Below are 12,325 nucleotides of genomic sequence, written 5' to 3' on the forward strand. Positions count from 1 at the left end.
CGTCTGTCGTGGGGCTCTCGACGAACCCGACTCGAACACCACCCCAGGGAGCGTCCCTGAAGCTGATGCACAGAGCCGCAGGTGATCTCTCCCCTGCGGCTCGTCCATGAATCAACGCTACCCCTCCGGGGCAACGCTGTCATGGACTTGCCCGACCATTCAGCGATAGTCGGCATCCGCCACCACCGCAGCTCCCACCACGGGCACCCCGGCCGCCCTCAGGCAACGGATGGTCTCCCGCAGTGAGGCCCCCGTGGTCACCACGTCGTCGACGACAAGGGCGCTTCCGTTCATCGGCCGCGCCTCCATGCTGGAGTGGAGGTTCTCGGCCCGCTCCTGACGGGTCAGCCCCTCCTGGTCTGAGCCACTGGCCAGGCGACGCGCCACCCGCTTCGCTGGCAGCCCCATTTCCCGGGCGGCGATCCTCGCCAGGCGGTACGCGTGGTCGTATCCCCGTGCCCGGGTGGAGGATGACATCGACGGCACCGGCACCACGACGGTGCCCGGCTCCGGGTCCACAGCCCTGACCGCCCGGGCCAGCAGGTGCCCAAGCACACGGTCCAGGTGCAGCGCTCCGTCATCCTTGTATCGGGGCACCACATGGGCGAGGATCGGCCGGTAGGGGCACGCGGCATACAGGGGCACCGGGAGATCGCGGTGCACCAGGCGGACCGGAATCTCCAGAGCGGTACGGCATTCGGCGCAGAGTCCGAACCAGGCTCCTCCACAGCCCGGGCAGGAAGCGCCCAGGAACAGGTCGGCGGCGGTGTGGAGGAGAGAGGTCATGGTCCATGATGGGAGCGAACACGCCCGATTTCCCGTTATCCACAGCTGGTCGACGGAGCACTCAGCTCGCGTAGGCGATGGCCGTGATCCCTTCGGCAAGCCTTGTCCATCGGGTCCGCGCCTCGTAACGCCACGTGACCCCGACGTCGGTGCGCAGCGCGATCGAACCACCACCGAGGCGGGCCATGGCGGTGAGCTCCTCCACAGCTCCGGTGAAGGGTCCCAGTTCCTCGACCAGCGAACCGTCGACCTCGACCGCGAACACCGACCTCACTCCCCCGGCGGAGCCGGCCACCGCGATCGACGTCTCGGCGTGCCAGGCGAGCGCCATCACGTCGCCGACCATGTCTCCCGAGGCCGCCATCATCGGTAGGGCGCGCCAGTCCACGACCTCCACCTCGCCGACAGGCACGACGGTGGCGATTCCCATCGTCCGGCTCCCCTCCCCGGACAGCAGGAGGGCCGCCCTGGCCTGGGCGGGCGACACCGCGAAGTCCTCGAGCTCTCGCCCAACGGGGAGAGACAGCTTGACCTCCGTCACCGAGCCCATGCGGTCCACCGTCAACAGCCTGGGCACGCCCTCCGTGTCGTCGCCCATCAGCCAGAGAGTCCCCAGAACGAATTGTGGCGATCTGAGGTTGGTGACGGGCACCGCAACCTCCCCGAACTCGCCGCGCATGCTGCCCATCAAGAGTGTGCTGCGGGTGGCGTCGATGAGCGCAGCGGTGTCGCCGTCCAGGGACACCGCCAGGTCGGCCGCGTCGGCGACCGTGGTGCCCCACGGCTCAAACCGGCTGTCGCCGGTCACGCGTCCCGGTGTTCCTTCCCTGATGCCGAAAAGGTCGACGGTGGCGGCGCGCGAAAGGATCTGATACCCCTGCTGGCTGGCCAGCTCGAGAGCCCCGTCGGCGCGGGCCCCCGGCAACGTGAACGGGACACCGTCGCTTGTCACTACGAGCCCCGTCACGCGGGGAATGGCAGTCAATGACCACAACAGCTGCGCTCCCAGCCTCCTGCGCGCATCGTCGCCCAGCCGGTCGAAGAGGCCCTCCAGGTTGACCGTGACCACGCCGGACTGCTCGATGGTGGCGCCCTCATCTGCGAGGCTGATTCCACTGGGCATGGCGTCGGTAACAGCCTGGTCAACAGCCTCCGACGGCCCGTTGAGTAGGGCCTCGACCACCGCCGTGGGTGTGACGAGCATCTCGGGCAGGTGGATGGGGTCTGGTACCACATGGGTTCCGGAGCGGCTCATGAAGTAGAGGGGCACCCGCTCGTAGTAACGCTCGAAGATGTAGCGCGACACCATCAGCGAAGGCAACGGCGAGTCGATGCGCCACTCCCCGCCCTGGCTGACCACCCCGAAGTCGTGCTCAAGGTCGCCGGGCTCAGAGGAATAGCGGCCGTGCTCGTCGATAGTGCCCAGCTGGGTGGCGTCCAGGGTCGCGGTGGCGGGTCCACCCACCACCAGGCCATCGAAGACCACGGCATCGGTGGGCTCCCACCGCTGTGCCGCGTCCTCGGTCAGGTACTGCCTGGCGATCGAGTAATCCCCCTCGGGGGACGCCATCGCCTGGAGGAAGCCGTCGACGAGGCGGGAGGGGAGCATGCCCGCGACGGGGGGTTGCGGCGCGATGTCGATCCCCCTGGGTTCGGCGGACACCGGCACCTCCTCGACGGGCCCCGCGGTGGGGATGTGGGTGCACCCGGTGGCGAGAATCACGCTCAGCAGGGCTGCCAGCAGCAGTCTCACCGGTGCACCTCCTTCGGCTTGTCGTCGACGGGGATGACCGACAGCGGTGAGATCGTGAGCTCATGACCGGGCGCCCGGGGAAGGGTCAGGCGGAACTGGGCCCCGCGGTGGGGACGGCCCCACGCCGTCAGCCATCCACGGTGGAGCCGTGCGTCCTCCATTGAAATGGCCAGGCCCAACCCCGAACCTCCCACGATGCGCGTCCGGCTCGGGTCCGCACGCCAGAAGCGGTCGAACACCCGCGCCGCGTCCTCCGCGGCAAACCCGACGCCATGGTCCCGCACCGTCACAGCGACAGCCTGGTCGTTCGAGGCCACCACCACCTCAACTGGTTGCTGCTCCGCGTGCTCGATGGCGTTGGTGATGAGATTGCGGAGGATGCGCCGGATTCTGCGTGAGTCCACCGAAGCCGTGGTGTCGGCGCTGCGCCGCTCCAAGACCAGTTCGACACCCACTTTCTCGGCCATCCGACGGGCCGCTGCGAGCTCAGCTTCGACGAGCGAGCCCACGTCCGTTTCGTCAAGGGTCAGGACCGCCGCTCCGGCGTCGAACCTGGAAATCTCCAACAGGTCAGCCAGCATGCCGTCGAACCGGTCGATCTCGAGACTCATCAACTCGGCCGAACGTGCAGTCAGCGGGTCCAGCGCGTAGCGGGAGTCGTAGATCATGTCCGAGGCCATCTTGATGGTGGTCATGGGTGTGCGCAGCTCGTGCGAGACGTCACTGACGAAACGTTGCTGGAGGGTTGAGAGCGTCTCCAGCTCACGGATGCGCTGCTGCAACTGGGCCGCCATACGGTTCATGGACTTTGCCAGGCTGGCCAGGTCGTCGGTCCCCCGCACCGCCATCCGCTCCCCCAGTTGCCCGGAGGCCAGCCGTAGCGCTGTCTGACTCGCGCGTCGGACGGGGCGAACGACCTGGTTGGTGACGAGGTAGGCCACCAGTGCGAGGGCAGCCACCAGAGCAATGCCCGTTCCGGACACGGCGCTCTGGAGTGCGCTGAGTGTCTGCGTCTCGGTGGTCATGGGGAAGATGTAGTACACCGGGTAGCGTTCGCCGTTGGCCCCGAGCAGCACCGTTCCGATGGCCCACCCTGGCTCCGATTCGGCCGTTGGATCGGTGAAGATCACCTCGGTGGGCGTGACGAACATCCCCTCGCTGTTCTCGACCTGCGCGATGAGGGGCTCCGGCACGGACTCCGGGCGGATTCCAGCGGAGACCAGGCGCGAGGCGGGCCCCTGGATCACCACCCGGTACTGGGCTGCCTGCGCGTCTGCGAGATCTGCCAACCGGTTCAGGGACTCGTGAACGGCCACGCCGCGATTCTCCGGACCGCGCAGCTGCGCCTGCATGAAGGCGAACACGCCCGCCGCCTCGTTCAGCGAGGACGCCTTCTTCGCTGCTACGACCCCGGCGGTGGCCTGCTGGAGGAGCACCATGCCCGCCAGCAACATGAGGACGATGGACAGCCCGAGCGTTGAGATGAGCACTCGGAGCGGCAGCGACCCCCACCAGAGCCTGCGGACTCCCACCGCGGGCTTACTGCGTCGGTTCACCGGCCCTGTATCCGATTCCTCTTACCGTGATGACGATCTCCGGACGCTCGGGATCCCGCTCGACCTTCGCACGGAGGCGCTGAACGTGCACGTTGACCAGCCGGGTGTCTGCCGAGTTGCGGTACCCCCATACCTCGTCGAGGAGCGCCTCCCGCGTGAAGACGTGCGTCGGCCGCTTCGCCAATGCGAGCAGGAGATCGAACTCCAGCGGCGTCAAAGGCAGGGGGGTGCCGCCGCGACGGACCACGTGGGACGACACCGAAATCGTGAGGTCTCCGACCATCAGTGTGTCGTCACCCGCATCGCCGCTGGTGCGGCGCAGCCGTGTGCGGATCCTGGCGATCAGCTCCTTGGACTTGAACGGTTTCGCCACGTAGTCATCTGCGCCGGCCTCAAGCCCACCGACCACGTCAGCGGTGTCTGATTTCGCGGTCAACATGATGATCGGAACACCCGATTCGGCGCGGATGTCGCGGCAGACGGCGACCCCGTCGCGACCGGGCAGCATCAGATCGAGGAGTACCAGGTCCGGGCGGGACTGCCGGAACTCCTGGAGGGCAACCTCCCCGGTGCTGCAGCGAACCGTGTCGAAGCCTTCCTGCCGCAGGACGATCTGCAGCATCTCCGAAAGCGCCGCGTCGTCATCGATGACGAGAATGCGGGCTTTGCCCTTGGCATCGGTCACCCAGGCCTCCTTGCTTGCCGGTTGTCCATGGTAGCCGCGCACATCACTAGTTGAGGCTCGGCTCTTCCGTCCACGTGGACCACCGGCCGGTGGCCCCGCCCAACCGGCGCAAGACCCGACGCCAGAGCCCAGCCGGGTGACCGAAGACATCCTCGGGTCTCGCCGGGGCCCTGAACCAGGATCCGCGGATCAACTCGCTCTCCAACTGCCCGGCGGCCCATCCGGACAGGCCCACGAAGAGGCGCAACTGACTGAATGAGGACTCCATGAGCTCGGGCGGGAAGTTGAGATCCACCACGCCGATCTCATCGATGACCCGTTCCCAGCCCGGCGGTGGGGCTTCAGCTGTGGCCGGCTCGCCCAGCACGATCGCGACATTGGGGTTGACGGGCCCACCCTCGAAGACGCGGGCCGGAGGGGTCAGGTGGTCCCGGAAGCTCTCCTGGATACTGTCTGCCGGAAGTTCGGAGAGGCGGTTGAGGCACACGCCGAGGCTGCCTTCCGCGGTGTGCTCCAGGAGCAGCACGACGGAGCGATCGAAGTAGCCACCTCGACCAGGCTGCGTGGCGATGAGCAGCTGCCCGACGCCGACTGCTCCCGTGTGCATCACGGGCCCCACTCTATCGGGGCCAGACGTCGACGTGCCCGCCTGCGCTACGCAACAGGGCACGTCATTGCCTGAAGGGTGGAGGTGCGGGAGTCTCCCCTGACAAGGAGAAAGGGGCCGCCAGCGAACTGACGGCCCCACGGGGGTGGAGGTGGCGGGAATTGAACCCGCGTCCTCGAGAGATGAACCAGGGCTTCTCCGGGTGCAGCTGACAAGGCGTTTTACTCGGCTCTTGCACTCACGTCAGCATGTCGCAAACGAGCCCAGTGGCAGTAAAGTCCCGAGCTACCCCTGACACACAGGAAGCTCAGCAAGCCTTCTAGATGAGGCCAGGAACCGGACGGAAGGCACGTCCGGGCTGACCCTTCGGTCGCTGATCAGGCAGCGAGAACGAAGTGAGTGCTCTTGTTTTCGGCACTTATTGGTTTCCATGCATCGTTTACGAGATAAGCATGGATCCTCGACCCGCTTCCCCTGGAACTACCGTCCCAAGTCGAAACCAGTCACCCCCCTGTTGAGTTGTACTCACCCATGATAGCGCGTCTGCTGAAGCTGACCACGCGGCGGCTGGGGACGGGCCAACAGGACCTTCTCGAACCGGCCGGTGCCGGACTGCCCGTTGAACGCGCGGACGCTCGCGGCGAGGGTGGCGGCGAACCAGGCCAGCCACACCAGGCCCATCAGGCCCTCGAACCCGAGGACCAGGCCGATCACCAGGGCGGCGAATCCTGCCACCATCATGGTCACCTGCAGGCTCAGTGCCCTCGCCGCCTCCCACCACACCCGCGAGCCCGGCGTGGCCACGGCCTTGACGACGGCGGGGCCGACGAACGAGGTGAAGAGGCCGGACAGTTGCGCAAGCCCGGCACCGACGTTGTCGGCGGGGGCCGGAATTCCAGGTGCGGGAGCGCGGAGCGCCGCAGGCGCGATGCGGGCCAGCCCCGCCAGGGATCGGTTGAGCTCCGCCCGGTCCCGAGCACCCAACGCCTGATCGAGCCGCCGGTCGAGATCCGTCTCGTTGAGCTGACCCTGCGCGTAGCACGCCTGCAGGTGGGCGATGGCACGGTCCCGGGCCGCCTCAGTGACGTGGGTGGTGGGGTGCTGGGGGTAAGCGGTCATGGGATCAAGTGTGGTGCCCAGTGGGGGTTCAGCACACCCGGAAGGCCCCTGACCGGACCCCGACTCACCCCCGGTTGTACCGGTTCCTGCTGGCCAGCGCCCGCTCGGCCTCACGCTTGGCGTCACGCTCGGCGAGGGTGTGCCTCTTGTCCCAGTCCTTCTTGCCGGTGCCGATGGCGATCTCCACCTTGGCGTACCCGTCGTTGAAGTAGATGGACAGCGGAACAAGAGTCTTCCCGGACCCGTCGAGTTCTCGAGAGATCTTGGCGATCTCCTTGCGGTGCAGCAACAGTTTGCGGGTCCGCCGCGCCGAGTGGTTGCGCCACGTGCCGAATTCGTACTCGGGGATGTGTGCGTTGATCAGCCAGGCCTCGCCGTTGTCATCGACGGTGGCGTACGCATCGAGGAGGGTGGCACGGCCGGCGCGCAGCGTCTTGACCTCGGTGCCGGTCAGCACCAGGCCGGCCTCGAACACGTCACCGATGTGGTAATCGTGCCGAGCCTTCTTGTTCTGCGCAATCAGCTTGCGCCCGATCTCCCTGGGCATTCGACCAGTATGGCACGGGTCAGCCGAACCACCGGGCCATCGGATTGACCACCGAACCGTTCTGCCAGACCATGAGGTGGAGGTGGCAACCTGTGGAGTACCCGGTGCTGCCGATGTAGCCGATCACCTGTCCACGCGAGACCCGCTGGCCCACGCCGACGATGTAGCGCGACGCGTGGTTGTACCCGGTGGTCACGTAGTATCCGTCCACCCGCCCGTGATCGATCATCAGGCGGTTACCGTAGCCGGCGTTGTAGTAGCGCTCCGAGACCACCCCGGAGGCAGCGGCGCGGATGGGGGTGCCGCACGAGGCGCCGAAGTCTGTGCCGTCGTGCAGCTTCCAGTATCCGAGCACGGGATGCAGCCGCATCCCGTAACTCGACGTGATGCGGGCGGCCACCGGGAACATGAACCCGGACCCGGTGGAGGTGCTGGTCTTCGCGGGCGCCGGTGCCGGGGCTGCGGCGGGGGCGGGTGCCGTGGTCTTGGTCGCACTGCGCGACGCTGCCTGTTGCTTAGCCGCCGCCTCTCGGGCAGCCGCTTCACGGGCGGCCTTCTCCGCCGCAGCCTTCTCGGCGGCCTGCTTGTCGGCCTTCTCCGCGGCCGCCTTCTGCGCGGCGATCCGATCCTTGATCCGCTGCTCCACAGCGGCGTTCTCCTGGGCGAGCGCGGCCTGTCGCCCTTCCTCGGCGGCCAGCTGAGAGGTGGCGTTGGCCTCCGCGGTGCTCGTCTGAGCCACCAGTCGAGCCACCTGTGCGCGCATTGAGGCTGCGGCCTCGGCCGCGGCCTTGCTTGCCGCCAATTGATCCGCGGCGGCCTCCCGCGCGGCCTGCGCTGCCTTCTCAGCGGCGTCGGCGGCCGCCTGAGCATCCTCAAGCATCAACCTGCGCATCTCGAGCTCGTCCAGCTCAAGAGCCGACGAATCGAACAGTGTCTCAGCGAGTTGGGCGCGCTGGTTGAGGTTGGCGACCGTTACGTCGGAGAACAGCATCGCCAGATTGAGGAGGCCGTGGCTCGTCTGAGTCGTGACGAGGATCTCCTCGTTCAGCCTGCCGTTGACCGCTTCCAGAGCGGCCACGGCGGCCGCCACATCTGCCTTGGCCTGGGCCAGCTCGGCCTCCGCCTCACTCAGTTCGGCTGCGCGCTGCTGGTCCAGCTCCGCGGCGGCACGCTCGGCGGCCTCGGCCTCGGCCAGCTGCGCCTCGGCGTAGGACAACTCATTGCGTGCAGCCTCGTGGGCCTGGACCGCCGAGGCCAGCTGGGCGTTGGCGCCCTCCACCACAGCGGCCTGCTCGGCCATCTGCTGACGAAGCTGCGCCTGCCGATCATCGAGCTCGTCTGCTGCCGAGTGCATCGCCAATGATGCGGTGAGCGCCAGTGCGAGAACCGCGGCTGCGAAACCGCGCGTGATCCTGGTGAATGGGCGTCGGACGTGGGGCAGGTCGGGAAGTTCCCGGGTCACGCTGGTCCCTCCTTTGGGCTGCTAAACGCGCAGGTACTTTCTGGTGGCCAACAGCGTGGGAATGACAGACAAGGCTATTCCCACAGCCGCGATGGCAAGAATGGCAGTGACCAGGTCACCCCAGCCAATCCAGGGTAAAGCCGTGATTGAGGTTTGCGCGTTCTGCACAATGACCACCCAGTAGCCCAGCGTCAACGCTCCGGCAGCCAGGATGATCCCGATCACTCCTGCCACCAACGACTCCAAGAGAAAAGGCAGCAGGATGTAGAGGTTGGATGCCCCGACAAGGCGCATGATCCCGATCTCGCGCCGTCGGGTGAACGCCGCCATCCGGATGGTGTTGGCGATCTGCAGGGAAGCGGCCAACAACAGAAGCACGCTCATGGTGATGGTTCCCCATTGGAGGGCGCCGAGCCACTTGAACATCGGCTCCAGCACGGTGTGGAGATCCTGTACGTTCTGCACGCCCTGAAGTCCCTGCGCCTCGCTGACCACACCGGCGTAGTTCTCCGGGTTGACCAGGCTGACCCGGAAGGAGTCCTGCATGTCTTCTGCGGTGCGCGACGCTACCACGGGCGAGTCCTTGAAGACCTCCTGGAACTCCTCGAACGCGGCCTCCTTGGACTCGTAGACCACAGCGCCGACCTCAGGGTTGGCCTCGAGCGTGGCACGAATCTCCTCCCGCTGTGCCTCTGTGGTGCCCTTGCCCGGCTCGCACCGGCCGCCCTGCGTGTTCTCGGTGCAGAGAAACACGGAGATCTCGATCTTGTCGTAGAGGCTCCGCTTGGCCAGGTCCACCTCCATCGAGGTCAACACGCCAGCGCCGAGAAGGGACAGCGAGACGCCCATTGTCACGATGACCGCGATGGTCATCGCCAGGTTGCGCTTGAGCCCGGACCAGGTTTCCCGTAGTGAATGCCGCATTGTCTCTCCTGCCTAGGCCGAACCGTAGACGCCCTTGGCCTGGTCACGCACGAGCTCACCGTCGCGCAACTCAAGGACCCGGCGGCGCATCTGATCGACGATGGACGAGTCGTGGGTGGCCATGATCACGGTGGTGTCGGCCTTGTTGATCCGGTCGAGGAGCTTCATGATGCCCACCGACGTCTCGGGATCGAGATTGCCCGTGGGCTCGTCGGCGATGAGGATCTTGGGCCGGTTCACGAAAGCCCTGGCGATCGCGACACGCTGCTGCTCACCACCGGAGAGTTCCTCGGAGGGCCGGTCAGCCTTGCCGGCCAACCCCACCAACTCAAGGGTGTCTGGCACGATGCTGCGGATCTCCCGGGCGGGCTTCCCGATCACCTGCAGTGCGAACGCGACGTTCTCGTAGACCGTCTTGCCCGGAAGAAGCCGGAAGTCCTGGAACACGGTCCCGATCTGTCGCCGAAGCGCCGGCACCTTCCACTGGTTCATCGTGGTGAGATTCTTGCCCGCCACGTACAGGGTGCCCTTGGTGGGCCGGTACTCCCGCAGGATCAGACGGATGAAGGTGGTCTTGCCCGAGCCTGACTGCCCGACGAGGAACACGAACTCGCCCCGGCCTACCTCGAGGTTGATGTTGCGCAGGGCAGCCCTGTCCTGCCCTGGGTAGAACTTGGTGACGTCCTCGAACGTGATCACGCGGCACTCCGACGGTTGGGGAAGATCCTGAGAAACTCTCAGTCGCAAGGCGAGTTTAGATCACGCGGACAAGTCGGCCTAACCCGACACGCAGGCGGCTGGCGCTAGGAGTGTGCTGAACAATGCTGTCTCCGGCGAGGACGTGCCGGGCGGGATGAGGTGGCACCACTACATCTGGTGCGTGTACTTGACGTCCATATCCAGCTGGAGGGGTGCCAGATCGCCCGATCCGGTGCGCCGCAGCCGAGGCATGATTGCTCAGCAGGCTCCTAGGCCTCGACCTCGGACCGTTTGCGCCAGCGGATACCGGCGTCGATGAACCCGTCGATGTCACCGTCGAAGACAGCCTCCGGGTTGCCCACCTCGTGCTCGGTGCGAAGGTCCTTGACCATCTGATAAGGGTTCATCACATAGGAGCGCATCTGAGCACCCCAGGAGTTCCCGCCGTCGCTCTTGAGCGCGTTGAGTTCCTTCTCCCGGTCCTGCCGGACCCGCTCCAACAGCCTCGACTGCAGCACCCTCAGGGCCGCGGCCTTGTTCTGGAGCTGGGACTTCTCGTTCTGACAGCTCACCACGATGCCAGTGGGCAGGTGGGTGATCCGCACAGCGGAGTCTGTGGTGTTGACCGACTGCCCACCCGGGCCAGATGACCGGAAGACGTCGATGCGGAGTTCGGCCTCGGGAATATCGATGTGATCGGTCTCCTCCGTGACCGGAAGGACCTCCACACCGGCGAAGGACGTCTGCCGGCGCCCCTGGTTGTCGAACGGGGAGATGCGAACGAGGCGGTGGGTACCCTGCTCGACGGAAAGGGTGCCGTACGCGTAGGGGGCCTTCACCGCGAAGGTCGCAGACTTCAGTCCGGCCTCCTCCGCGTAGGAGGTGTCGTAGACCTCGGTGGGGTATCCGTGCCGGTCCGCCCAGCGCAGGTACATGCGCATGAGCATCTCCGCGAAGTCGGCCGCGTCGACTCCCCCGGCCTCAGCCCTGATCGTGATGAGCGCATCCCGGGGGTCGTACTCACCGGAGAGCAGGGTGCGTACCTCAAGCGACGAAATGTCCAGGGCGAGCTTGCGAACCTCCGTGACGAGGTCTGCCCGGGCCTCGGCGTCGCCCTCTTCGTCGGCGAGTTCGAGCATCATCTCCGCGTCGTCGAGCCGCGAGCGCAGCCGCAGGAGCCGATCCACCTCACCCTGCTTGAATGAGAGCTGTGACGTGACGCGCTGTGCGTTGCTCTGGTCGTCCCACAGGTCCGGTGCGGCCACCTCCTCCTCAAGCGAGGCGATCTCGGAACGGATCTTCTCGATGTCCGCGACCGCCTCGATCGACGCTAGGGACCGACCGAGGTCTGAGAGCTGCTGGGAGAGGTCATCGTGAGCCACAATCGATCATCCTACCGGCAGTTGGCCTCCCTGGCCCTGACACAATGGGGCGCAACAGAGAAGAGGATGACGAATGGGTGCGACGAAAGACCAATTGAAGCAGGACCTCGCGGCAGCGCTGCGCGCAAAGGATGAGGCGGCCAAGACCACCATCCGGATGGTGATGGCCGCCATCGGCGTCGAGGAGGTGGCGGGGGAAACCGCACGTCAGCTCAGCGATGCGGAAGAACTGGCGGTGGTATCCAAGGAGATGCGCAAGCGCCGCGAATCGGCGGAGACCTACGCTGCTGCGGGACGCTCGGACTTGGCCGCCAGGGAGCAGTCGGAGGCTGAATTCATCGCCGGATATCTCCCCGCGCCGCTCAGCGAGCAGGATTTGGCGGCTTTGGTGGACGAGGAGATCGGGCGTCTCGCGGAGCCGCCCACGATCAAGCAGATGGGCGCGCTGGTGAAGGCGGTCACGTCACGCGCGGAGGGTCGCGCCGAGGGAAAGGCCATCGCTGCCCTCATCCGCAGCCGTTTGGTCTGACGGCGGAGACCCACTTCGTCGGCGTCCCACTTCCACGGTGGCTGGCCTCGCCGCCATTGGCTAGGGTTGGTCCACGCCGGGCGCATAGCTCAGTTGGTTAGAGCACCTGCCTTACAAGCAGGGAGTCGGGGGTTCGAGTCCCTCTGCGCCCACCACCGCCGGAGGGAGGCACCATGGACACCGGTCGGCGCGCCCTGCCCCCCGAAGGGATGCCATCTCCGCCCCCCACCCCCAGAAGAGGCCCTCTCCCCGACCCGCCGAGGAGCCACCCGCATC

At 66.5% G+C, this 12,325-nt stretch carries 12 protein-coding genes, 1 tRNA gene and 1 other RNA gene; 2 read left to right on the top strand and 12 right to left on the bottom strand.

Annotation, left to right across the window (positions count from 1 at the left end):
* Positions 1–159: 159 nt before the first annotated feature.
* The 12 genes from ACZK39_RS00275 to prfB all read right to left on the bottom strand — a co-directional run bounded on the left by ACZK39_RS00275 (position 160) and on the right by prfB (position 11,520).
* Positions 160–786: a ComF family protein gene (locus ACZK39_RS00275; protein WP_459054331.1), complete on the bottom strand. Its 627-nt coding sequence runs from the start codon at positions 784–786 to the stop codon at positions 160–162.
* 61 nt (positions 787–847) lie between these two features.
* Entirely contained in the window at positions 848–2,539 is a 1,692-nt protein-coding gene (locus tag ACZK39_RS00280) for an LpqB family beta-propeller domain-containing protein (RefSeq protein WP_459054330.1), read from the bottom strand.
* The gene (mtrB, locus tag ACZK39_RS00285) at positions 2,536–3,993 is read right to left on the bottom strand and encodes an MtrAB system histidine kinase MtrB (RefSeq protein ID WP_459056569.1); all 1,458 of its coding nucleotides are present in this window, start codon (positions 3,991–3,993) and stop codon (positions 2,536–2,538) included. The genes ACZK39_RS00280 and mtrB overlap by 4 nt, the downstream gene beginning before the upstream one ends.
* Positions 3,994–4,078: 85 nt before the next feature.
* A complete protein-coding gene (gene mtrA, locus ACZK39_RS00290) occupies positions 4,079–4,780 on the bottom strand; it encodes an MtrAB system response regulator MtrA (RefSeq protein ID WP_370585736.1) in 702 nt (233 codons plus the stop codon).
* Between the two features lie 46 nt (positions 4,781–4,826).
* Positions 4,827–5,387: a YqgE/AlgH family protein gene (locus ACZK39_RS00295; protein WP_255422242.1), complete on the bottom strand. Its 561-nt coding sequence runs from the start codon at positions 5,385–5,387 to the stop codon at positions 4,827–4,829.
* A gap of 143 nt (positions 5,388–5,530) precedes the next feature.
* Positions 5,531–5,898, bottom strand: a transfer-messenger RNA (tmRNA) gene (gene ssrA, locus ACZK39_RS00300).
* Positions 5,899–5,912: 14 nt separating this feature from the next.
* Positions 5,913–6,506, bottom strand: a complete 594-nt coding sequence (locus ACZK39_RS00305) for a DUF1707 and DUF4870 domain-containing protein (RefSeq protein ID WP_182782889.1) — start codon at positions 6,504–6,506, stop codon at positions 5,913–5,915.
* Between the two features lie 64 nt (positions 6,507–6,570).
* A complete protein-coding gene (gene smpB / locus ACZK39_RS00310; RefSeq protein ID WP_182782890.1) occupies positions 6,571–7,053 on the bottom strand; it encodes an SsrA-binding protein SmpB in 483 nt (160 codons plus the stop codon).
* A gap of 19 nt (positions 7,054–7,072) precedes the next feature.
* A complete protein-coding gene (locus ACZK39_RS00315; RefSeq protein WP_463612211.1) occupies positions 7,073–8,515 on the bottom strand; it encodes a M23 family metallopeptidase in 1,443 nt (480 codons plus the stop codon).
* A 21-nt stretch (positions 8,516–8,536) separates the two neighbouring features.
* Complete coding sequence (gene ftsX / locus ACZK39_RS00320) at positions 8,537–9,439, bottom strand: permease-like cell division protein FtsX (protein ID WP_220489258.1); 903 nt, start codon at positions 9,437–9,439, stop codon at positions 8,537–8,539.
* Positions 9,440–9,451: 12 nt separating this feature from the next.
* Entirely contained in the window at positions 9,452–10,138 is a 687-nt protein-coding gene (gene ftsE / locus ACZK39_RS00325; protein WP_182782892.1) for a cell division ATP-binding protein FtsE, read from the bottom strand.
* A gap of 269 nt (positions 10,139–10,407) precedes the next feature.
* Complete coding sequence (gene prfB, locus ACZK39_RS00330) at positions 10,408–11,520, bottom strand: peptide chain release factor 2 (RefSeq protein WP_182782893.1); 1,113 nt, start codon at positions 11,518–11,520, stop codon at positions 10,408–10,410.
* Between the two features lie 73 nt (positions 11,521–11,593).
* On the opposite strand from prfB, the gene ACZK39_RS00335 reads away from it, so the two are divergent.
* The gene (locus tag ACZK39_RS00335) at positions 11,594–12,049 is read left to right on the top strand and encodes a GatB/YqeY domain-containing protein (protein WP_182782894.1); all 456 of its coding nucleotides are present in this window, start codon (positions 11,594–11,596) and stop codon (positions 12,047–12,049) included.
* Between the two features lie 78 nt (positions 12,050–12,127).
* Positions 12,128–12,204, top strand: a tRNA-Val gene (locus ACZK39_RS00340).
* The last annotated feature ends 121 nt before the right edge of the window (positions 12,205–12,325 follow it).

The organism is Tessaracoccus luoxuelianae (assembly GCF_055326245.1).

Excerpts from the sequence above, each read along its gene's own strand:
- ACZK39_RS00305 (WP_182782889.1), bottom strand. The coding sequence starts at position 6,506 with ATGACCGCTTACCCCCAGCACCCCACCACCCACGTCACTGAGGCGGCC.
- smpB (WP_182782890.1), bottom strand. The coding sequence starts at position 7,053 with ATGCCCAGGGAGATCGGGCGCAAGCTGATTGCGCAGAACAAGAAGGCT.
- ACZK39_RS00295 (WP_255422242.1), bottom strand. The coding sequence starts at position 5,387 with ATGCACACGGGAGCAGTCGGCGTCGGGCAGCTGCTCATCGCCACGCAG.
- ACZK39_RS00275 (WP_459054331.1), bottom strand. The coding sequence starts at position 786 with ATGACCTCTCTCCTCCACACCGCCGCCGACCTGTTCCTGGGCGCTTCC.
- ACZK39_RS00335 (WP_182782894.1), top strand. The coding sequence starts at position 11,594 with ATGGGTGCGACGAAAGACCAATTGAAGCAGGACCTCGCGGCAGCGCTG.
- ftsX (WP_220489258.1), bottom strand. The coding sequence starts at position 9,439 with ATGCGGCATTCACTACGGGAAACCTGGTCCGGGCTCAAGCGCAACCTG.
- mtrB (WP_459056569.1), bottom strand. The coding sequence starts at position 3,993 with ATGTTGCTGGCGGGCATGGTGCTCCTCCAGCAGGCCACCGCCGGGGTC.